Source organism: Bradyrhizobium erythrophlei (assembly GCF_900142985.1).
GTDB lineage: Bacteria > Pseudomonadota > Alphaproteobacteria > Rhizobiales > Xanthobacteraceae > Bradyrhizobium > Bradyrhizobium erythrophlei_B.
The window spans coordinates 5,509,574-5,530,685 of the sequence record NZ_LT670849.1 but is presented as its reverse complement, the minus strand read 5'-3'; the positions used below and the strand labels follow the sequence as shown (position 1 = coordinate 5,530,685).

Genomic DNA, 21,112 nt, shown 5'->3' with positions numbered 1-21,112 from the left:
GCGCTGCGTCCGGGGAACGATGCGTCTTAGGCATTCAACTCCGCGGATAAATCCCGCCAATCTGCGTTAAGCTTCTCGATCAAGGCAACCTTCCACGCACGACGCCAGCGCTTCAACGAATGCTCGCGAGCGCGGGCTTGAAGAATCGAATCGAAGGTTTTAGACGAGGAGATTGACGCCGTATTCGCGTGTAAAGCCAGGAACCAGCTTGGCCTTATGCTCTGACACTCGACGCCCAAGATCGTTTGTCACGCCGACATACAGCGTCCCATTCCGCTTGCTCGCAAGAATGTAAACAAACGAAGACGCGGGCACTGGTCCCTCACGCCTCGGATATACCGGTTACTTGATCAGTGTGGGTCCCGGATCAGCGGTGCACCGTGAAGGACGCTGCACCGCATCCGGGACACGAGCGAGAGTGGTTACTCTTCCGCCGGCTCCTCGCCGTCGGCGTCGCGCTCGGGCGTGCCGGCCAGGATCTGCTCGGCGATCAGCCCTGAGTTCTGGCGGATCGCGACTTCGATCTTGCTGGTGATGTCGGGATTGGCCTTGAGGAACGCTTTCGAATTTTCGCGACCCTGCCCCAGGCGCTGGCTGTCATACGAGAACCAGGCGCCGGATTTCTCGACGATGCCGGCCTTGACACCGAGGTCGAGGATTTCGCCCATCTTGGAAACGCCCTCGCCGTACATGATGTCGAATTCGACCTGCTTGAAGGGCGGCGCCAGCTTGTTCTTCACCACCTTGACGCGGGTGGTGTTGCCCACGACTTCGTCGCGCTCCTTGATCGCGCCGATGCGGCGGATGTCGAGGCGGACGGAGGCGTAGAATTTCAGCGCATTGCCGCCGGTCGTGGTTTCCGGCGAGCCGTACATCACGCCGATCTTCATGCGGATCTGGTTGATGAAGATCACCATGGTGTTGGACTTGTTGATCGAGGCGGTGAGCTTGCGCAGCGCCTGGCTCATCAAGCGGGCCTGAAGACCCGGCAGCGCGTCGCCCATCTCGCCTTCGAGTTCGGCCTTCGGCACCAGCGCCGCGACCGAATCGACCACCAGCACATCGACCGCGCCGGAGCGCACCAGCGTGTCGCAGATTTCGAGCGCCTGTTCGCCAGTGTCGGGCTGCGAGATCAGGAGTTCGTCGATATTGACCCCGAGCTTGCGCGCATAGACCGGGTCGAGCGCGTGTTCGGCATCGATGAAGGCGCAGATCCCGCCCTTTTTCTGTCCCTCGGCCACCGTGTGCAGCGCCAGCGTGGTTTTGCCGGAGGATTCCGGCCCGTAGATTTCAACCACCCGCCCCCTCGGCAGGCCGCCGACGCCGAGCGCAATGTCCAAGCCCAGCGAGCCTGACGAGATCGTCTCGATATCCATCGAGCGGTCGTTCTTGCCCAGCTTCATCACCGAGCCCTTGCCGAACTGACGCTCGATCTGGGACAGCGCAGCGGACAGGGCCTTACTCTTATCCATGGAGGATCCTTCGACGATACGCAGGGCAGAGACGGACATTGAGGGTGCTCCTTATGGCGAGGATTCGCGAGCGGGACAAACGGTGCGGTCTGAATCAGTGTGGAAGCAAATGTACACCATTTGTTCCATGTTCGCAATATGTTCTTTTTGTGGGGCGGGTACTGTCCGTATTTGACCCTCGGTGTCCTAGTTTAAAGTTAGCGGTGTCCTAATTTCAAAATGTGAAACTGCACCTGTCTGGACAACATCGGGCGACGACATTCAAATAGCTACTCATGGTAGAGCCGAAATATCAGCTTCCAATATGGTTACAGACCATTTGGTGGATAGTCTGCGTCCCCGCTTCTGTTCTGGGACTTGCGCCGAGCCTTGATAGATTGATTTGGAAACCGACAATCGCCGCCCTGGTGGCACTGTTAATACTTGCGTGCATCTACAACAAAACCAAAACGGGTATGTGGTTTCCAGGAGCTAGGAGGCGCACTCCGGAAGAAGGAAAGTAAGGGCGCCCACTGAGGCGGCCTCTTTCATTTCACATTCCAAGGACGCCCTTCGTCTTGCCCCCCAGAATGCAAACGGCCCCGCTTACCAGGGGTACGAGCAAGCAGGGCCGTTGACGGGTGTCAGACCCGGAAAATCTCTACCCCCATCCAATGAAGTACGACGGGAAACGACCCAATGTTTCAGTGCCCTAATCTGCCTTTGCGGGTGTCCTAATTAGGGCGATTATCCCCTACTTGACAGAAGTAGGCGCGGATTCTATTCATGGCTGCGACAGGGCGGCGCACGCTTTCTTTGGGCGGTTGCGTTTTTGCTAATAGTCTTTCCGTGGGCCGGTGTCGCAGCCAACAATGTGCATACTGCTATTGGCGTCCCAGCTCGCCATGTAACAAATGAACGACCCGTGGGATTTGTCGAAAATATCGACGTACCTTATTTTTGCGATCAGGTAGCCGTCGTTCTTTCGTTCGCGGACACCCCTAAGCATTTCCACCATATGCTTGGACATTTGGACGGCGATATTTCGCTCATCTCCGGGCCATATCGTGGAGACGCGTATCAGTCCTTTGCCACTGCCACTACACGGCTGAAAGACCTCCTCGGCGTCAGCATTGGAAAGGTTAGCGCCAAGGGTTACTCCGATGAATCCGGGGCACACGTCCGCAGTATACGCGGGTGTCTGACCAAAGTTTTTGATCAAAATCTGAAAATTATTTCTGGTTTCAACACCCTCAGCTGGAACCGGCCTGCTGAGATCGCAGTCAGGGCAAACGCCCTTGATCACAGTATTGTTGTCGCGCTTAAGCCCGACATAGGCGCGCAATTGCCGCTCAGCGGTGTTTTCGGCATCGTGCACCAAATCGCGAGTAGCAATATACAGTCCCACGGTTGCGCCGAACAAAAGCAGGGTGACGACTGTAAGGGGTTCGCCAAATCTCTGAATCCAGGTCCAAAAGTAACGAAAATATTCGGCTATCTTTTCGCGAGCATAGCGTTTGTATTTCTCATATTTGCCGTTCACTACAATTGGCGCGGTCCCTCCGGGCTGTTCTGGATTGGAATGTTTCTGTTCGGATTCCTCGCCGCCCATTTTTTAGCATCCGCTGATCGCCGTTCCGAAGATGTCTTCGTTAAAGCGATTATTGTATCGGAATTGGAACTCCGCAACGTAAAGTGGCATGTACTTGCGGCTTACCTTGTGGAAAGAGCCGACGATCCCGCGCTTGAAGATGCTCCAGAAGCCTTCAATCGTTTGGGTATGAACGGCCCCCACGACGTATTGCCCCTTAGCGTGGTCAACGGTCGCGTGTGGGTAGGTTTTGTCGAGACCTCTGTAGCCAACCCACTGATCCGTGCAGAGCAAGCTAACCTTGTTGGAAACGGCTTCATGAACGAAGCCTTCCAATGTTGCGGCTTGAACGTTCGCGATAACGCGGGCCACGACATTGCCTTTACGGCTGACCGCGCCGACGACAGGGGTTTTGCCAGAGCCGCCGCCGCCCGTGCCGTGGCCGCCGCCCCGCTTATCCTTGTGCTTGTTTTTGGCGAGACCGCCGACGAAGGTTTCGTCAACCTCAACGATGCCGCCGAGCTTGTCCGAATCCTCGACAAGCGCCGTGCGGATGCGATGGCACATATACCAAGCGGTTTTGTAAGAGCCGAAACCCATCTCGCGCATGATCTGGAGGGCGCTAACGCCCTTCTTGCTCGTCAGCATTTTGTGGGTGACGTGAAACCAGTCGCGGAGCGGCTTGTTCGTGTTCTCAAAGATCGTCCCGGCGATATGGGAGAAGCGATAGCCGTCAACGGCGCATTGCTCGCATTGCCAGTGATGACCGGAAGCGAGCGGATAGACTTTGGGATTGCCGCAACGTGGGCAAATGACGCCTTCCGGCCAGCGCCGCGCGACCAGATAGGAAATGCAGGCATTTTCGTCCGGGAAAGACGCCTCGAATTGGGCGACGGTCATTTGGTGGACGGGCTTTGGCTGTTTGGCGCGGGCCATGGTCGATCCTCTTGTGTAGGAGGATATTGCCATGTCTAACCGCGTCTGTCAAGTCCGGGATAATCGCCCTAATTAGGACAGCACAGTAGGGGCCGGTGCGGTCCGTATTTGACCCCTGGCGTCCTGGTTTAGAGTTAGCGGTGTCCTAATCCGGATTGTTGCCCCGGGGCCACTGAGTCCACTTTTATACATTCAGCTAGGAACGAATGCCCGACTTCCGCGTGGAATATGCGGCGCTGGGACACCAAGGGGAACCATGTGATCGGAAAACAGTACTTCGTGCGTCAAGCGGCGATTCTGTTTGGGATTGCTAAAGCAACCAGTGATCCCAAAATGTCCGCCGCTCTCATGGATAAAGCCGCTGACGTTAAATCGAAAGTTGACGAACTGGGCGTGGCGCGTGATCTGAGCCCGAAGGCCCCGGACATCGAGCCGTCCACAACATGACAGGTAAGGCCGCCTCAGTTGGCGGCCTCTTTCATTCTTCTTCCTCTTCGCCGGGCTGCTTCATTCCAAGGATGCCTGATATTTGGTCAGCATCTCCTGGAGGGGCCGGCACCGCGGGCGCGGGTCTCAGCGCACCCCACACAAAAAAACTCGCGGCAATTATCAATGCACGCCGATATTATCCTGATCATTTGCTAGGCGTTTACGTGCTGTTGTATACAATGCGATCGCTGATGGAATTTCAGGATCAGTGTCTATCGAGCCGTTGCCCGGCGGATCATTAATCCGCTTGGGCAACGTCTTGTTTAAGGGGTGGGTGTCCTAATTCGCTGTCGCAATTGTCCGAACCAGGACAGCACTGTGGGGCCGGGTACCGGCCCCTTTCCGGCGGGATTTTTGGTCAGTGATCCCCTTACGTTTCCGTTAGTGGCCGCATTTGGGGACCGGTGCTAGAAATCCGGTATGGCAATATCCGCATGCGCGAAATGCGAAGGTCACGGTTTTGAGCGAGGTCACGTTACCCTTCTAAGAGAGTTACGTGCGGTGTCCGTCTTACAGTGCGCCGGTTGCGGTGCTGTGGTCGGTACATTGGAATCGCCAGAGGCAATCGAGAGTCTACAAAAACAGATTGCGCAGATTGACGCCGGTCTCATCCGGATCGTCAAAGCGCTTCAGGAACCGTAAGGCCGCCCACTGGACATCGTGCGGCGGGTGCTGGCCTGTTTCCCGACGCTAGTGGCCTAGTTTGAATTTAACAGTGGCCTAATTAGAATTGGACGACCTAACGAGCAGATCGACAGTTGCTAAAACACGCGCACAATATCGGTTGGATCGATGCGCTAGCTACGGCTGGCGCAGTCATCGTTTGGGGTATTGCGGGCTTCCCGCGCTTCATGGAAGTCGCCTCTTTTGGAGGCTTGGCCCTCGTATGCTTCGGGGTCTACTGCGCTTGGATGTTCCGGGACGCAAAGAACAAGTAAGGCCGCCCACACTGAGGCGGCCTCATTCATTTCGAGTAAGGCAGCGGCGGCCTCATTCGAAAACGTTTAGCAGCGCGAATGCGAATTAGCTGGACTTCGGAACACAAGAAGCGCCCTGTTGATCCATCACCGCGCTGCCTTCTGGCTCACATCGGTGACAGAGAGTCCTGAAGCTCCCGCCCAACATTGGAAGGAGCAAATATGACCTGGTTTCTCAACAAATCTCCGACGCTGTACGAACGCCTCACAGAGGAAAAGAAGCGACTTGAAACTGCGGCGGGTCAAGTTGGACCTGGCTCGGTGCGAGACAGGCTTCTGGAAAAGCTTCGTCAACTCGATACCGCCGCGCACATCAATGAGTGGCTTTCATCGCCGGGGTTGCGCGCACCGACATGATGGCACGAATGAGGCCGCCGCAATGAGGCGGCCTCTTTCATTTACCCGCCTGTGGAATCAAAAGGGGCCACCTTACGGCGACCCCCTGCCGGTTTAAAAAAAAATTGGTCCGTTCTGAAATCCCTCCTCCGGCAAGAGCCAGAGTAGAGTTTTCCACAGAACAGGGTAGCCGGTGAAATACCGTCCATATCACTGTCCTAATCTGCCTTCCCGGGTTGTTCTGATCAGGACACGGATACTGGCCTGCTCCCGACGCCACTGCCCGGTTTGCGGTGAACAATGTCGCAATTTCGTTTTTTGTGTGCACTTCGGAACTGAAAGACGCTCGTCCGCATACTACTGTGGCGGTTCAGAAGTCCGCATCATTTGTGCCGCGAGCTCGTCATGCGGGCGTCTGAAGCCACACTGGATTAATAAATTAGCTAGTGTCCTTTCGATTCCGAAGTTCGAAACGTGGCTCCGAAAAATGCAACGAACTTCGGAATCGGGACACTAGGATCGTAAGTGCAAGCCCTACGGTTAGGACCCGTAAGCACGAGGTTGTGTCATGCAGCGTCGCCGATTCAAACAGACCACTTCCCTCAAAGATCGCCTCGCCTCATTCGCCGAAGAACTGAAAGCGAAGGCCAAGAGGCTTCGACCTGGTCCCGAGCAAGACGCTCTGCTCAAAAGAGCCCGACAGGCCGACACCGCTTCCCACATCGACGAATGGGCCAACTCGCCGGGGTTACGACCGCCGAGGTGACCGTCCGCGGTCTGAATTGGATGTTGGCGAAATTCTCACTCGAGACTGGGACGTGGCCCCCTCAATCTCGCCGCCTGCGGACTGAGGTACCGGCCTGTTTCCGACGCCGGCAGCCCAATCTGCAAAAGCAAACATCGACTCCGCACCCGAATACTGATTAACGTGTTTGAAGAAAAAACGCGTTTTTGGCGGCCTTGGCGATCGTTCTCCTATCGACCCAAGGGCAAGCCGCCCCGGCCTCGGATGAGGCTCCTTCATTGCGCGATCAGATCAGAGCCGATCGAGCCAAATCCAAGGCGGAGTTCGACAGCAGTCCAACCCAACGCGCCTGGGATCGGGATGCCAACGGCAAGCGGCCCTGGGATCGCAAAGAGGCCCCACTGCCAAAAGAGTAGAGCCCTCGGTGGCGTAATTTGGCTGTGAGGTCGTTTCGGAAAATTTGAAAACGGCTCAACCTGCTCATTGCCACTTTTTCCCGGCACATCTAGCTTAGGTCCGGGACGCTGCAAATTGCCTTATCAAGTCAAAGCCGGATCGCTGACCATCGTCACCCCCACCTCGGCGGACGCGCTCAAACTCTTCGATGAGTTGGCGCCGACCGCGCGGGATGAGGTTTTGATCCGCGACATGGACGGTCGCACGGTCGATCCGGAGACGCTGCGGTCTGCCGTCGCCGACGAGTAAAAGCGCCACCAGTCCAACGTTAGCTGTGTCCCGGTTCGTAAGGACCATGTCAGGTCGGCCGTCTAAGACTGGCCTCATGGACAGCTGGCTCACGCAACAAGTCACGCTTATCGGCATGCCGATGCAGAACTGGATGGTGGTGACGCTCGCGTTGATCCTGGTCGCAACCCTCATCAACGTTGTGGAACGTCGCTAGCCGGAACGTCGCCAGCTGATGAGTAAGGGACGCTGCTTCAGTTGAATCGCAACAGTTCTATTGTCCCTTCAGGGGAGATGTCCGTGCGCAGCGTCGTTGTCTTCTTCGTTGTGCTGTTGGGACCGTTGTCGTTGCCGCACGCGGCAGGCGCCAGTCCGATGTCTCTCTATGGCCCGTTCGATCAGACCCACAACGGGATCCACGGACATGCGGCGCACGCCGTCTCACCGCCAGCGGGTGCCTCCAGCGAGGTTCTCGGAGGATGCGGGCGTGGCCGCACCCGCGATCCGGAAACGCAACGATGCCGAGGCCCGGCCGATCTGCGTTGAGGGCCGCCTCGGGTGCGTTTCAGCAGTGCCGAATATAGAAGCCCCGCCGTGGTGAGAAATCACGGCAGGGCCCGACGGCCCTCGGCGTTTTGGGGACCCCGGGGCCATCCGGCCAGATACGGATGATCCAACAGGTAAGTTTCGGTGTCCTAATTTGTTTGAACGAATGTCCCGTGCGGGACAGGTATGGGCCGCGCAAGGCCGCATTTGCCCCGGTGTCCTGTTTGCCCGGTATCTTGGCCTGCCGGCCGTTTTCTGATCGCGCGGGGAAACAAAACTGACAATAACGGCGTTTAGTGTGCATGGCACAAAAACTGCCTTAGCCAAGGTCATGCTCGCAATATTGTTCTTGTTCGTGGGTATCTTTGCAGCGGGTTTCGGCGTCGGTTACGGCCTGCGAGAGCACATCTCGCGACGGCGGCGGCGGCGAGTTATCATTCTCCCTTGAAGCGCCGCCTCACAAGGGCGGCCTCTTCATTCGTGAAATCGATCTGGTTGCCAGCCGAAAGCGGGTACCGCGGTGCCCTGATCGGCCTGCTGCGTCGTTATCCGTTATTGCCACTTTTTCCCGTTCATATTAGGAAATGTTAGCAACATAGCTGATGATGCTTTCATCGAGACATGGCGAAGAAAGAAAAGGAAAAAATCCTCGCGCCGATTTGCACCGAATGCGGGGGCCGGATGTCGCGTTATACGACCTTGCCGAAGATCGAGCAGAGGCCACGGATCAACGTCTTCCGCTGCGATCACTGCGGCTCGACCACCATAACCTCCAAGGAAAAGCAATAGGGCCGCCTCGCCAAGGCGGTCGCATCGAAAAGCCCTGCCGGGCTGAGAACCCGGCAGGGCTATCCGCCACGATGGGGATCAGGACGCGTATCGTGACAGACGCGCCGAGCCGTAACTGACCGAGCTTACACGCGCCTTACGTCGCTTTTGTCCAGTCGCTGCCGCGCGCGCCGTGGTTAGGGGCAGCGGGACGCCGCCTACTTCTTTTCCGCTACTTTTTCTCCGTGGCTTCCTGCTCCTGGGACGGGCTGCGCTGCTGCTCCAAGCGGATCGCTCGGGTCGCGGAAAGCCAGATACGTATCGACCACCAGGATCACGCCGAAAATGACGATCATGACGGCAACCAGCGTGCCGCCAATCCACATCAGTATTTCCCTTGCGGAGTACTCGCCGAACATGAACGCAACTTTGTCACGAAGACAAAGCCCTGCCGCGCACTGGACGCGGCAGGGCTTATCCGTTCTTGGAAGGGATGGAGGACCTTGAATAACGGATAGACTGAAGCCTAGCCGAGCCGGCTTACACCGGCCTTACAACGCTCGGCTGTGGCGGGTGCTGCCCAGATCAGGCTCCAGGCTTTTTTCAGCTCCGGCTGGCATCCATCAGCGCCGAGAAAATCAGCATCATCGGCATGGGAATTCGATCGGCGTGTCCCTTGAGCGCACCGCCGCGCGCGCCGCGCTCGCTGTTGGGCTCCTTGGCTGCCCGGCCGATGCCGGCTGACCGCCGACGTCATCTATCGTTGGAAGTCTCATGATTGGCGCCCTTGCCTTCCTCGTTGGCTGCCGTACGCGGCGCAGCCCCCATATGTTACCTATCATATGTCGATGAACATAGCGCGAGGTTCACCTCGGCACCCCCCCACAACGAAAAACGGCTCCGCCGGGTTGGAACGGCGGAGCCGCCGATGGTTGCCGGATGCTTGAGGGGGACTACCGGGCACCATCGGGCGCATTCCTACGCGGCGGCTTCCAGTGAGTCTGTGTGCTGGTTCACAGATGCTGAAGTCCTCGATGAAACTGCTCAAGCGCGCGGACGACGCTAGATCCGCTCCACTAGTCCCTGCTTCCGCCCATCAGCGCGCCGATGATCAGCATCATCGGAATTGGAACCCGCTGGGCATTTTCGGCAACGCCGTCGCGCTCATTGCCTTCTTTCCCGCCCATGGCCTCGCGTGAACTGGCCGGTACCGGCTGACGACGTGAATCGCTGAAATTTGGACGTTTCATGATTTGCCCTCCAACGAGGGCAACTAGCAGATACCGCCTCGAACGGGTGTGAGCTCGCTCACAGAGCGGGTCGGCGCGTGCAGCGCGCCCTCCGATTCGGCCCCTCAATGTTTCCCATCGCAGACAAAAGCCCCACCGCGACGCGCTGGGATCGCAGCGGGGCCCTGATGGCCTGACATCGAAGCGCATGAGCGAACTTCGATACCGCGCCATCCGGACAGGTACGTTCAAGTCTTCAGCCTGGTTTCAGCGCCCGCGTCCGCCAGGCACGTTCCTCCGCCAAAAGGAGGATGAACCAACCGGGGGCCTGCGCAGACTCAATGGAAGACCGGGGGGATTTCAGGGGCCTCGGTGACCAAGCCGGCGCCGCCAAGCGATCATACTCCGCTTGGGCGGCGCTGCGCTTTTCAGCGCCCCCATTCACCGCCGGCTCGACAATTAAAAAGCCCCACCGCGCTGAGAACGCGGCAGGGCCAATATGATCCGTCTTGGGGGGCATTCTCCGAGGCGGACGGTGAGGACGGTAGCCGAGCGAGCTTACACCTGCCTTACGCACCTGCTCGGCCCGGACAACATCGCTGCCATGTTGCCGTTTCGGCGTGCTTGGTCCGTCCGGCGGCGCGGGGCAAATCAATCGCATCAGGGCCGTTCATTCACGACCGTAGTCATCCCATCCCGCGGCAGGCACTTTTTGAGCAGCGCATGCGGTCGCAATCTGGCGTTAGCTCAGACGTCGCGTAGAGCTGGCCTAAGGGGTCACAATTTTAATTGCGCGGCAGGGGTCGTCGGCTTGTTGTCAACTCGGTCGACGGCCCCGCCTGACCGATACCATAGCATGAATAATTGCGGCCGCTTTCCGGCAATTGGAGCAAATTCGCCTTTCCGCACACGCCGAAAGGCCAGCAATTCCTTGAAATAAATGCTATGATCAGAGGCGGCCTGCGCTTTCGAATTCCGTTGCGTAAGGGGACCGGCCGCGCGCCTTACGTTGATCGCGAGCTGACGAATGACCGTACACGCCCCCAAGCTTCTGACGCCGGAAGAATTCGCCTCGCTGATCGAAATCGCGATCGCTGCCGACAATCCGACGGTGCCGCCGCACCACCTGTCGAAGCTGATCAGCCTCGGCTATGTCCTTGATTCGGCAAAAGGCCCTCAGGTGACCGGCGACGGGCTGATCCGCATTACCGAAAGCGAATAAAGTCTAAACGGCGCGGGCCCGTAACCTACCGGAATTGATCGACAGCCGGATTGGGCGTCAAATGACCGCATTTGGAAGGGGTCGCCAGGGGCCCGGCGTGCGGTTATTTGTAGGTCTGTATTATGCCGCGCTATTTCTTTCGTATCCGAAACGGTCGCTATTCCGGGGCATCCGAAAAGGGCATTGAACTCGCCGACCGCAACGCGGCCTGGCAGGAGATGACCCGTTCCTGCGCCGATATGGTCGGCGGCATCTGCCGCAAGCTCGGCCAGAACACGCAGTGGGAAATGGAGCTTCTGGACGAGCGGAAGGAACCGGTTTTCCGGATTTGCCTCGTGGCGAATTCGCTCGAGAGCAAGCCGAAGCCCGCCACCAAAAAGCGTCAACCTTCCGCCGAGCGATCCTGAAAGGATCAACGCGAAACTGAAAGCAACGTTCTAGTTCGCGGACGTGCTGCCGCCGGCGGTGCTCTTCGCCTTCGATTTGGAGCTTGAGGCCGACTTGGAAGGTGACGCGGCTGGCGCATCCGAGCGCACCGTGCCCCAGGGATCGGCGGGCGCCTTCTGGTCCGGGATCTTCTTCAAGGAGTCCTTGTAGGCCTTCTCCTGCGCGGCTTCGGCCGCCTTCTCGTCGTCGGACTTGCCGGGCTTGTCCTGGAGCAAATTCAGCTTCGGAATTTGCGCAAAAGCCGGCGAAGCCAGCAACATGATCACGGCCGCGAGGCGTACAGCCCTCATGGAAAACTCCTTAATCTTTCCGAACCGCCAACATATCACCGCTCGGAGGCCTGCGCCAAGCACGCAGAGATGGCGTCAGGGTCGCACTGGTGTTCTGACATTCGTACCCTACCGCGGCGGGCGCTTTGAGGTCGCAGCGAAACTGAAAGGAACGTCAGAGCCGCCACACTAGAGGTGGTCGGATTTGCAGGATTTCTGCGACGGAAACCAGTCATCCCAGATCGGGCCGCATTTGGTACAGCCGTTCAGCATCAGGGCCAAAGCAACCACACCCGCGATCATTGCTAAACGTTGCAGCATTTCAAAACCCGTCCCCAGTGTCCCGACTAGCCCCCGCACATGATAAAGTGCGTCACACGCGATTTTCAAGCGCGGCGCTGTCGCAATCGGGGTAAGATCGACCGATGCGGCGGCGGACGATCTCTTTCATCATCACCATGACAGGTATGGCGTTGGTGCTTTCAGGCTGCGGCCTCGCCGACAGCCGGACGCCGCTGCCGCTGCCGGAATTCATGCGCGCCAAGGCCGCCGACCCGCCGCCGCTCGAGCAGCCACCCGACGTCCGGCGCATGGTGCGCGAAAAGCTGGACCAGGTCTTCGTCGCCCAGTCCTCTCCGCAGAACGTGCAGGTTTCCGATGCGCGCCACGAACTTCGCGGGCTCGGCTGGTCGGCCTGCGTCAAGGCCGACCTCACCTCGGCCACAGGCAAGCCGCTGGGCGAGGAGACCTACCGCATTTCGATCAACAGCGGCGTCATCATCGACCGGCGACGCGCGCTACCCGAGGACAACTGCGCCGCCGAGTCCTATCAGCCGATCTGAACGCGCGGCTTGAACGTGAAGCTCAGCCCCAATGGCCGAGCCCCAGCGCCACCGTCATGGTGGCCTCGCGCAACTCGTCGGCAAGCTTGCGATCCTCGATCGCGCGCGCGAGCACCATGCCGCCGAGGCAGAGCGCGGTGAGCGAAAGCGCCACCTGCCGCGAAGGCTGCCCGTTGGGGCTCATGCCCTTCTCGAAGGTCTCGACCATCATCCGCAGCGCCGCCTCCTGGGCTTCCCGCACCGATTGGTCGGTTCGCGAGACGTCGTTGGGCAGGCCGATCAGTGGACAGCTCGCCTCGAGATCTTCCAGATTCTGATGCGAGAGATAATCGCGCAGCAGCGTGACCGCGCGATCGGATGCTTTCTCGGAGTTTGCGATGACACCCTGCTTTTCGGTGACGAAGCAACTGATCGCCTCGGCGTAAAGCTCGCTCTTGCTCTGGAAATAGCTGTAAAAGCCGCCGCGCGTCATTCCGGCGCCGGCCATGATGTCGTCGATGGAAGCCGCGGTGAAACCGTGGCGGTTGAAGAGTTGCAGCGCGCTCTGAATGATCTTCTGCCGCACCTGCTCGCGGTGCTGTGTCTGGATTCCCATGTCACCCCCCCAATCGCTCTGAGTTGTCACTCAGTGCGAAATGTTCAAAATTGTCGGTCCCTGTTTTCTCGGTCATTGGCGTCCTGATCTGTTCCGTCCCGGCGTTTGCATTTTGTCGATGCCTGCCCGTCGACAAGGACTGATTCAGGACCGCGAACATTCCAGGATCACGAAAATGTAATCATATGACCGGGCAAGGCTCGGAAGGCTCGGCGAATACGGATCGCTGACGTCGCCTCGGACGCGCGCCAGGAAACTCATCCCGAGCAATACGAACCGTCGGAAGATCTGACGCGGCCTCGTCGCTTCAGGCCGCGGGCGGCGGCGTCAATGACCGGTTAACGATAAAGATCAAATTGAATCTCCTCGCCAACGGCATTTTCCGAACTATCCGATAGCGTTGCGCCTTCAGGACGGGGAAGCGCCGACAACATGTCGGCGTCATATTGCAACGGGGAAACCGCGGGACGTGCCGGAGCTGGCTGACATCGCCGATGTGTCTCGCCCACCGGCCAAGGATGGGCCGGACCGGCTCGCGCCAATGTCCCCTTCCGATTTGCGATGCGACAGCTTCGCGCCGCTGACTTCCGTTCCGGTTGCGGCGTGGCGTCGGCTAACCGAGCGCGCTATTGAACCAAACGGTTACTACCTGCCGGCATGGGAACTGGCGGTGAATGCGTCCGCGCATGGCCGCACCGGCGTCTCCGCGCTCAGTGCCTGGTCGGAGCCTTCGCCGAACAAACTGGCGCCGACCGGACCTCAACCAGGTCTTGAGCAGCAGCCGGACGAAGGCGCGCGGCTGATCGGCCTGTTGCCGGTGGTCTCGCTGTGGCGCGCTTGCAAGATCCCGCTGCCCGCGTTGGCAAGTGCGAGCCCCTACGGAACACTCTGCACGCCGCTTCTCGATCGCACGGACGCCGAGAATGCTGCGAAAACCTTGATGGACGAGGCGCGGCGCGCCGGCGCGCATGCGCTGGTGCTGCGCGACGTTTCGCTCAACGGCGCGGCGATGAAAGCCTTGACGCAAGCGCTGCGGCAACAGGCATTGCAGCCGATCGTGCTGCACTCGCATCTGCGCGCCTGCCTCGACGCAAGGCGCGCGGCGGACGACGTGCTGAGAGATGCGCTGAGCGCCAAAAAGCTCAAGGAATTGCGGCGTCAACGCAATCGCCTCGCCGAGCATGGCGCAGTGCGGTTCTCGATTGCGCGAAAGCCCGAGGAGATCCGCAGCGCGGTCGAAGTATTTCTCGCGTTAGAGGCCAGCGGCTGGAAGGGCAAACGCGGCACCGCGCTGGTCCAGAACGGCGGTGATCTCGACTTCATCCGGAACGCGACGCAGGGCCTCGCCGAAAACGGCCAGTGCGAAATCGTCACCATGCATGCCGGCGAGCGGCCTGTCGCCGCCGCCGTTGTGCTTCGGCATCTCGACCGCGCCTTCTATTTCAAGCTCGGCATCGACGAGGCGTTCTCGAAATACTCGCCGGGCGTCCAGCTCACGCTCGACCTGACGCGGCATCTCTGCGACGAGGCGGTGATCGCAACCGCCGACTCCACCGCGAGCGCCGATCATCCCATGATCAACCCGATCTGGCGCGGCCGTCTGAAGATGGGCGACGTGGTGATCCCGCTACGGCGCAACGATCCGGTGGTCTACGCCATCGTCGCGGCGCTGAAGACGCGGCATCGCCTGCGCGAGGCCGCGCGCCGCGCCGTGCATCGTCTTCGCAATCGATAGCCTACTCTGCCGCCTGCGCGTTCACTTCCGCCGACACCTGACGAAGCGCGGCCGCGAGCTGCTCCGGCGGTTGCGCGCCCGACACCGCATATTTCTGCGCGAACACGAAGGTCGGCACGCCGGAAATGCCTTTGCTCGCGGCTTCCTCGGCCTGCGCCGAAATCAGCGCGACGTCTTCGTCGGTTGCAAGCCGCCGGCGCGTTTCTTCGGCATCAAGCCCGACATCGGCCGCCGCCCGCACCAGCACGTTGACATCGGTGAGATCGCCGCCGTCGCGGAAATAGAGCTCCATCAGCCGCTGCTTCATCTCGGCCGCCTTGCCCTTGGCTTCGGCCCAGTGAATCAGGCGATGGCAGTCGATCGTGTTCGGCTGCCGCTTCACCATGTCAGGGCGGTAGCTCAGCCCCTCTTCGCCCGCAGCCGTGACGACACGGCCGGCAATGCCTTTATAGGCCTCCACTGACCCGAACTTGGTGGTGAGATAATCCTCGCGGCTGATGCCCTCGCGCGGCACCCAGGGATTCAAGAAAAACGGCCGCCAATGCACCTCGACCGGAATGTCGGTGACGAGCGAGAGCGCCTTTTCGATCCGGCGTTTGCCGATGTAGCACCAGGGACAGACGACGTCGGAAACGATGTCCAAACGGACGGGTTTCAAGGTGCTCATGGGGGCGCTCCCTCAGTTAAAAAGTTCCCCAGAGATAGGCCGCGATAAGGCGCTTCACAAGCTGTCTATTGCAACCCTGCTGCCAAACCCCGCATGCGTTCTGCCGTGAATTCATCCGCCGGGAACATCGCCTCCAGCGCCAACTCCGACAACGTCACGTCGACCGGCGTGCCGAAGATCATCGTCGCCGACATGAAGCTCAAAACGTCGCCGCCGAGCCGTAGCTTGAAGGGAATGGCAACACTGTCGGGCGACAGCGGCACTGAGCGCGCAGGGATCGGATAGGCCTTCAGCTCGTCATAGAGCTTGATCAGGCCGGGATCGGCAGTCACTTCGCATTGCTGGCGCACTCGATCCAGAAGATGCCCGCACCACTCGGCGACGTTGACGGTGCGGGGCGCCAGCGCCTCGGGGTGAAACGCCAGCCGCATGATATTGACGGGCGGCGTCAACAAATGCTGCGACACGCCGGCCAAGATCGGCAGCACCATGCGGTTCGCCGAGACCAGATTCCAGTGCCGGTCGTAGGCCAGCGCGGGATTCGGCTCGTGCGCGCGCAGCATCAAGTCGATTGCCTCGCGCGCCGATTTCAGCGCGGGATCGTCGAGCGCGCGCTGCGGAAACGCGGGAGCAAATCCGGCCGCCACCAGCAACACGTTGCGTTCACGCAAGGGCACGTTGAGCCGCTCCGCCAGTTTGAGCACCATGTCGCGCGATGGCGTCGCGCGTCCTGTTTCCACGAAGCTCAAATGCCGCGTCGAAATCTCAGCGTCGCCAGCCAGGTCGAGCTGGCTCAAGTGCCGCCGCAGCCGCCACTGGCGCAAATGTTCGCCGATATGGACGGGCTCGGCACGCGCGGCGCTCATTGTCGCTGGATACGAATTCATCCCCGAAGGCTATCACGCGGAATTCAGCGCTTCCATTACCTGCGACGTAATGGATCGGCCTCGCGATCGCGGCCATCGTGGCGGTCAGAGGAGATGACGTTGCCTACAAGCGCGCTGATCCATCTCCCGCCTTAACCAAGGAGAACCACGATGATGATCCCGTCCCTCTTCCTGCGCCGCGCCCTTCAGGCCGATGCCATTTTCAGCGGCGCGGGTGCTGCGATGTTCAGCTTGGGTGCCGGTGTGCTTGCGCCGCTCTGCAATCTGCCGGAGGCGCTGCTGCGCGAGAGCGGTCTGTTTCTGGTCGCCTACGCGGCCTTTGTCGGCTGGCTCGGCCTGCGCGAGACGATGCCCAGAATGCTGGTCGGGATCGTCGTGGTGGGCAACGCCGCCTGGACGCTTGCGAGCATCGCGCTTTTGTTCAGCGGCGCTGTGACGCCAAACCTGCTCGGCGAAGCGCTGGTTGCATCGCAGGCGATTGTCGTCGGCGCGCTCGCCGAACTGCAATTCATCGGCTTGCGCCGGAGCAGCGATCTGGTGGCCGCCTGAGACGAGGCCTTGCGCGGTTTAAGCGGAAGCCTGCTGGGCTTCCGCGACCGGCGTTGCAGGAACCGGCGCCGTGAAAACGGCTGAGGCCTCGCTTGCCGGGGCGATCTCATTGGCGGCGATGGATGCCGGCGCTTGCGCGATTGTTCTGGACGCCACAGGCTTCGACGTTACTGCCTTCGATGTTGCCGACTTCGACGTTAAAGATTTGGGCCGGCTGCGCCGGGCCGAGACTGCGACAACTGCACGCGTGCCACCGGCGACCTTGCGCTTGACCGGCCGGCTACCGGTCTTGAGACGCACGCTCGGTGTCTTGGACTTGCTATCGAGCTTGCGCTTGCGGTCCGGCATCAGCTCGGCTTTGGTTTTCTTTTTGGCCTTGGCGCGCTTGGCGGCTCGCTTCTCGGCCTCTTTCTTCGCCTTGCGCTCGGCCTTCTTCTGTTCCTTGGCCTTCAGCCGCAACCGTTCGGCCCGCGCTTCCGCGCGCTTCTTCTTGCGCTTTTTCTCGCATGCGACGCATTTGCAGCCGATCGGCTTCAGATAGGCTTTGAAATAATCGGTGCCGTAGTCGTAGTTAATCTCGTCGCCCGGCTCGATGTTCTTGATCGCGCGGATGAAAACCTTGCGCTTGCGCGGACGGACATCGCTTTCCGCATTCGGCTTGCAGGCGTGGTTGATATAACGCGCGACGTTCTCGCGGATCGAACCGTCGATGGTCCAGCGGTTCGTGAGCTCGAACAGATATTTGTTCTCGATCGCGTCGTCTTTTTTCTTCTTGGAATCCAACAGCGGCCCAAAATAACGGATGATTTTGGTGCCCTTCTTGATCCGCCGGGTGGCGAAGAGGCCTAATCCAGTAGGGGAACGGCCGATACGGTAGGGCTTCTTCGACGAAATTTCAGGCATGACGATGTGACAACCGCAACGAGGGAGGAAGGGTTCTAGGACGATTCCATGCAAATGTCAGGCCCTTCGTCTCCCTTGACTCGACGCGTCCCCAGCTTGTGCCGTTGGGCATCGGCGACGAGATGGGCTATATCCAGCAACCAGATTTAGCCGAGAAATCATGGGGAGACGCGCCAATGGCCGTGGACGGAAACTGGAACATCACGATGTCGACGCCGATGGGCGATCGCGAGGCGACGCTGAGCCTCAAAAGCGCGGGCGGCACGCTGACCGGCACGCAAGCAGCCGAGGGCAATTCCGCCGAAATCTTCGACGGCACGGCCAATGGCGACGACCTCTCCTGGAAAGTGTCGATTACGAGCCCGATGCCGCTGACGCTCGAATTCACCGGAAAAGTTTCCGGCGACAGCATTTCCGGCGAAATGGGCATCGGCCCGATGGGCAGCTTTCCGTTCACGGGGACGCGGGCGTAAGGCGCGTGCGTTTCCCCTACGCGATGCAACGCGAAGCGAGTTGCAGGGACTCGCAATCAGGTTCGGTTTCGGAAAATCAGAAACCGGCCTGGAGCTGCTCGCAACAGCCCGCACCGCAGCCCCGCCCGGCGTGTTGCCAGCGGCCGGCCTCCTGTGACACCATCGGCCACCGCGTTTTATGATCTATTAGAAGCCGATGCCCCGCCGGAAGAAATACCCCTGGGAAAAGCTGTCGGACGAGCAGTTGCTCAAGCGCCGGCTCTCCAGCCTGAGGGTCGGCATCGAGGGCACCTGGCTCGAGGACTGTCTGAACACCCTCTATGAGGAGCTCGAAGAGAAGGGCATCCGGCTGCGGCCGCACGCCTGGATCTCGAGCGAGTGGTTCAGTCCGGGCAACGTGCCCGGCATCGCGATCCCCTTCTATCTCGTTCATCCCCGCCTGATGAAGCTCGAGAAGAAGATGATGCTCGATGTCGAGGGCGGCACCTGGTCGGAGTGCATGGCCATTCTCCGCCATGAGGCGGGCCATGCCATCCAGCACGGCTATCAATTGCAGCGCCGCCGCCGCTGGCAGAAGTTGTTCGGCCCTTCCTCCAGGCGCTACCCGCGTTACTACAAGCCCAATCCGGCCTCCCGGCAATATGTCCAGCATCTGCGGCTCTGGTACGCGCAGAGCCATCCGGACGAGGATTTCGCGGAAACCTTCGCGGTGTGGCTGCGGCCGCGCTCGAACTGGCGCACGCGCTATGCCGGCTGGCCGGCGCTGAAGAAGCTCGAATATGTCGACGAACTGATGGAGGAGATCGCCGGGAAGCGGCTGGTGTCCACGACGCGGGAGCGCGTCGATCCGCTGCATGAGCTCAGCCAGACGCTCGGCGAGCACTATCAGAAAAAGCAGGCGTTCTACGCCTTCACGCCGCCGAAGACCTACGACCGCGACCTCATGAAGCTGTTTTCCGCCGATCCGCGGCATCGCCGCGGGCAACCGGCCTCGTCCTTCATCCGGCGGCACCGCGCCCATATCAGGCAACTAGTGGCGCGGTGGACCGGCGAGAATCAGCTTACACTCGACGCCGTGCTTGACGACATGATCTTCCGCTGCCGCGAGCTCGATCTGCGTGCCGTCGGCTCGGATCGGAGGCTTGTGGCTGACTTCACCGTCCTGTTGACCGCCAAGACCATGCACGCGCTGTTCGGTCCGTCGCGGCGGAAATGGATTGCACTATGAGACGCCTGCGCGTCCTCGTGCTCATGCATCCCGACTTCATGCCCCCGGACTCGACCGACGGATACACCGCGCGCGAAATCAACGAATGGAAGACGGAATACGACATCGTCAGCACGCTCCGTGTGGCCGGCCATGACGTTCGCCCGCTCGGCGTGCAGGAAGAAATCAAACCGGTGCGCGTCGAAATCGAAAGCTTCAAGCCGCACGTCGTCTTCAATTTGCTGGAGCAGTTTCACCACGAGCCGGTATACGACCAGCACATCCCGAGCTTTCTCGAACTGATGAAGATCCCCTACACCGGGTGCAACCCGCGCGGCCTGATCCTGGCACGCGGCAAGGATCTGTCGAAGGCGCTGGTGCACTATCGCCGGATCGCGGTGCCCGCCTTCGCCGTGTTCCCGATGCGCCACAAGGTGAAACGGCCGGCGCGGCTGGCGCTGCCGCTGATCGTCAAGAGCCTGAACGAGGACGGATCGCGCGGCATCTCGCAAGCCTCCATCGTCGATACCGACGAGAAGCTCGCCGAGCGCGTCGCCTTTATCCACGAGCGGGTCGGAACCGCCGCCATCGCCGAGCAATTCATCGATGGACGCGAGCTATATGTCCCCGTGCTCGGCAACAACCGGCTGCGTGTGCTGCCGGTCTGGGAATTGAAATTCGGCACCATGGGTGGCCAGGCGATCGCCACCGAAAAGGTCAAGCACGATACCGATTATCAGGAACGCGTCGGAATTGCGGACGGACCGGCCAAAAACCTGGCGCCGGAGCTACGCGCCCGCATTCAGCGGATAGCCAAGCGCATCTACCGGACGCTCGGCCTCGACGGATATGCGCGCATCGACTTTCGTCTCGCGGCCGACGGCACGCTGTATTTCATCGAGGCCAACCCCAATCCGGAAATCGCCAAGAGCCAGGAGTTCGCGATGGCGGCGAAGCACGACGGCCTGGATTATCCGGGCCTGCTGCATCGTATCCTCACGCTCGGCATCAGCCGCGCCAAGGCCGGCGTGTCAGTCGGCTGACGCGCTCAATTGCGGGCAAATGCCCAGCATTCCAACTCCACCTGGGCACCCAGAGCCAATCCGTTAGCGCCAAGCGCAGACCGGGCCGGCAAATGCTCCGGCTTGAAATACGTGACGTAGATCTTGTTGAACGCGCCCCATTTGGACATGTCTGCAAGCATCGCCGTGCATTTGAACACATCATCGAAAGCCAGACCGTTCGCTTTCAAGGTAGTGCCGATGTTCTCCATCATCCGGGTCGTCTCGCCTTCGATTCCGCCCGGAGCCAGCTCCATTTTGTCCGGCAATACGCCGATGACACCCGACAAATACAATATGTTTCCGACCCGCACGGCTTGACTGAACGGCAACTTTGCGGCGGCCGCAGCCGGCGAATTGTAGAAACGGACTTGATCGTTTTCAGCTACGGCTGGCGTGCCATACAGCAATGCGAACCCCACGATCGCAAACAGACACCGTGCCGCTTTCAGGATTGTATCCACTTCGTCCTCCCTTCACGCCGCGAAACACCAAACCTCGTC

The 21,112-nt window shown here is 60.0% G+C and carries 22 protein-coding genes and 2 pseudogenes; 12 read left to right on the top strand and 12 right to left on the bottom strand.

Going from position 1 to position 21,112, the window contains the following annotated elements; translation table 11 throughout:
- Window positions 1–26: 26 nt before the first annotated feature.
- The 4 genes and pseudogenes from BUA38_RS26325 to BUA38_RS26310 form a co-directional block, all read right to left on the bottom strand.
- A pseudogene (locus BUA38_RS26325) lies at window positions 27–315 on the bottom strand (GIY-YIG nuclease family protein).
- Window positions 316–422: 107 nt separating this feature from the next.
- Window positions 423–1,511 carry a recombinase RecA gene (gene recA, locus BUA38_RS26320; protein ID WP_072822529.1) on the bottom strand — a complete coding sequence of 363 codons (1,089 nt, stop codon included), beginning with the start codon at window positions 1,509–1,511 and terminating at the stop codon, window positions 423–425.
- Window positions 1,512–2,286: 775 nt separating this feature from the next.
- Window positions 2,287–3,063 carry a hypothetical protein gene (locus BUA38_RS26315; protein WP_072822527.1) on the bottom strand — a complete coding sequence of 259 codons (777 nt, stop codon included), beginning with the start codon at window positions 3,061–3,063 and terminating at the stop codon, window positions 2,287–2,289.
- A gap of 3 nt (window positions 3,064–3,066) precedes the next feature.
- Window positions 3,067–3,978, bottom strand: a complete 912-nt coding sequence (locus BUA38_RS26310; RefSeq protein ID WP_072822526.1) for an IS1595 family transposase — start codon at window positions 3,976–3,978, stop codon at window positions 3,067–3,069.
- Window positions 3,979–4,236: 258 nt separating this feature from the next.
- Between BUA38_RS26310 and BUA38_RS26305 the strand changes: the two genes are divergently transcribed.
- From BUA38_RS26305 to BUA38_RS26275, 4 genes are all read left to right on the top strand, one after another.
- A complete protein-coding gene (locus tag BUA38_RS26305) occupies window positions 4,237–4,425 on the top strand; it encodes a hypothetical protein (RefSeq protein WP_072826449.1) in 189 nt (62 codons plus the stop codon).
- Between the two features lie 1,181 nt (window positions 4,426–5,606).
- Window positions 5,607–5,801, top strand: a complete 195-nt coding sequence (locus BUA38_RS26290; RefSeq protein ID WP_072822520.1) for a hypothetical protein — start codon at window positions 5,607–5,609, stop codon at window positions 5,799–5,801.
- A gap of 1,255 nt (window positions 5,802–7,056) precedes the next feature.
- Window positions 7,057–7,230, top strand: coding sequence for a hypothetical protein (locus tag BUA38_RS37105; protein WP_156898736.1), 174 nt, complete (start codon window positions 7,057–7,059; stop codon window positions 7,228–7,230).
- Window positions 7,231–7,509: 279 nt separating this feature from the next.
- Window positions 7,510–7,755 (top strand): hypothetical protein, encoded by a 246-nt coding sequence (locus tag BUA38_RS26275; protein ID WP_156898735.1) that lies wholly within the window; start codon window positions 7,510–7,512, stop codon window positions 7,753–7,755.
- Window positions 7,756–8,741: 986 nt separating this feature from the next.
- On the opposite strand, the gene BUA38_RS37100 is transcribed toward BUA38_RS26275, so the two are convergent.
- Together BUA38_RS37100 and BUA38_RS37095 are read right to left on the bottom strand one after the other, a co-directional pair.
- Window positions 8,742–8,909 carry a hypothetical protein gene (locus BUA38_RS37100; protein WP_156898734.1) on the bottom strand — a complete coding sequence of 56 codons (168 nt, stop codon included), beginning with the start codon at window positions 8,907–8,909 and terminating at the stop codon, window positions 8,742–8,744.
- Between the two features lie 690 nt (window positions 8,910–9,599).
- Window positions 9,600–9,773: a hypothetical protein gene (locus BUA38_RS37095; RefSeq protein ID WP_156898733.1), complete on the bottom strand. Its 174-nt coding sequence runs from the start codon at window positions 9,771–9,773 to the stop codon at window positions 9,600–9,602.
- Between the two features lie 1,006 nt (window positions 9,774–10,779).
- On the opposite strand from BUA38_RS37095, the gene BUA38_RS26270 reads away from it, so the two are divergent.
- Together BUA38_RS26270 and BUA38_RS26265 are read left to right on the top strand one after the other, a co-directional pair.
- On the top strand, window positions 10,780–10,974 hold the full coding sequence (locus tag BUA38_RS26270) for a hypothetical protein (RefSeq protein WP_072822511.1): 195 nt from the start codon (window positions 10,780–10,782) through the stop codon (window positions 10,972–10,974).
- A 122-nt stretch (window positions 10,975–11,096) separates the two neighbouring features.
- Entirely contained in the window at window positions 11,097–11,381 is a 285-nt protein-coding gene (locus BUA38_RS26265) for a DUF6894 family protein (RefSeq protein ID WP_072822509.1), read from the top strand.
- A 30-nt stretch (window positions 11,382–11,411) separates the two neighbouring features.
- Here BUA38_RS26265 and BUA38_RS26260 read toward each other — a convergent pair whose 3' ends face one another.
- Entirely contained in the window at window positions 11,412–11,711 is a 300-nt protein-coding gene (locus BUA38_RS26260) for a hypothetical protein (RefSeq protein ID WP_072822507.1), read from the bottom strand.
- A gap of 404 nt (window positions 11,712–12,115) precedes the next feature.
- Here BUA38_RS26260 and BUA38_RS26250 point away from each other — a divergent pair, with 404 nt between their 5' ends.
- Window positions 12,116–12,532 (top strand): hypothetical protein, encoded by a 417-nt coding sequence (locus tag BUA38_RS26250; protein WP_072822503.1) that lies wholly within the window; start codon window positions 12,116–12,118, stop codon window positions 12,530–12,532.
- Between the two features lie 22 nt (window positions 12,533–12,554).
- On the opposite strand, the gene BUA38_RS26245 is transcribed toward BUA38_RS26250, so the two are convergent.
- Window positions 12,555–13,127, bottom strand: a complete 573-nt coding sequence (locus tag BUA38_RS26245; RefSeq protein ID WP_072822501.1) for a TetR/AcrR family transcriptional regulator — start codon at window positions 13,125–13,127, stop codon at window positions 12,555–12,557.
- A 541-nt stretch (window positions 13,128–13,668) separates the two neighbouring features.
- Between BUA38_RS26245 and BUA38_RS26240 the strand changes: the two genes are divergently transcribed.
- A complete protein-coding gene (locus BUA38_RS26240; RefSeq protein ID WP_083588088.1) occupies window positions 13,669–14,862 on the top strand; it encodes a GNAT family N-acetyltransferase in 1,194 nt (397 codons plus the stop codon).
- A 1-nt stretch (window position 14,863) separates the two neighbouring features.
- Here the strand turns inward: BUA38_RS26240 and BUA38_RS26235 are convergent, their stop codons facing one another.
- Complete coding sequence (locus BUA38_RS26235) at window positions 14,864–15,529, bottom strand: DsbA family oxidoreductase (protein ID WP_072822499.1); 666 nt, start codon at window positions 15,527–15,529, stop codon at window positions 14,864–14,866.
- Between the two features lie 65 nt (window positions 15,530–15,594).
- Window positions 15,595–16,416, bottom strand: coding sequence for a helix-turn-helix domain-containing protein (locus BUA38_RS26230; RefSeq protein ID WP_072822497.1), 822 nt, complete (start codon window positions 16,414–16,416; stop codon window positions 15,595–15,597).
- A 150-nt stretch (window positions 16,417–16,566) separates the two neighbouring features.
- On the opposite strand from BUA38_RS26230, the gene BUA38_RS26225 reads away from it, so the two are divergent.
- Window positions 16,567–16,965, top strand: a complete 399-nt coding sequence (locus BUA38_RS26225) for a hypothetical protein (protein WP_072822495.1) — start codon at window positions 16,567–16,569, stop codon at window positions 16,963–16,965.
- A gap of 362 nt (window positions 16,966–17,327) precedes the next feature.
- On the opposite strand, the pseudogene BUA38_RS38265 reads toward BUA38_RS26225, so the two are convergent.
- Window positions 17,328–17,868 (bottom strand): annotated as a pseudogene (locus BUA38_RS38265) (SET domain-containing protein); the annotation flags it as partial.
- A 176-nt stretch (window positions 17,869–18,044) separates the two neighbouring features.
- Between BUA38_RS38265 and BUA38_RS26215 the strand changes: the two are divergent.
- The 3 genes from BUA38_RS26215 (at window position 18,045) to BUA38_RS26205 (ending at window position 20,591) form a co-directional block, all read left to right on the top strand.
- Window positions 18,045–18,341, top strand: a complete 297-nt coding sequence (locus tag BUA38_RS26215) for a hypothetical protein (RefSeq protein ID WP_072822493.1) — start codon at window positions 18,045–18,047, stop codon at window positions 18,339–18,341.
- A gap of 196 nt (window positions 18,342–18,537) precedes the next feature.
- Window positions 18,538–19,569: a putative zinc-binding metallopeptidase gene (locus BUA38_RS26210; protein WP_072822491.1), complete on the top strand. Its 1,032-nt coding sequence runs from the start codon at window positions 18,538–18,540 to the stop codon at window positions 19,567–19,569.
- Window positions 19,566–20,591 (top strand): D-alanine--D-alanine ligase family protein, encoded by a 1,026-nt coding sequence (locus BUA38_RS26205; RefSeq protein WP_072822489.1) that lies wholly within the window; start codon window positions 19,566–19,568, stop codon window positions 20,589–20,591. Before BUA38_RS26210 ends, BUA38_RS26205 begins: the two co-directional genes overlap by 4 nt.
- Window positions 20,592–20,596: 5 nt before the next feature.
- On the opposite strand, the gene BUA38_RS26200 is transcribed toward BUA38_RS26205, so the two are convergent.
- The gene (locus tag BUA38_RS26200) at window positions 20,597–21,073 is read right to left on the bottom strand and encodes a RidA family protein (protein WP_244553054.1); all 477 of its coding nucleotides are present in this window, start codon (window positions 21,071–21,073) and stop codon (window positions 20,597–20,599) included.
- Between the last annotated feature and the right edge of the window lie 39 nt (window positions 21,074–21,112).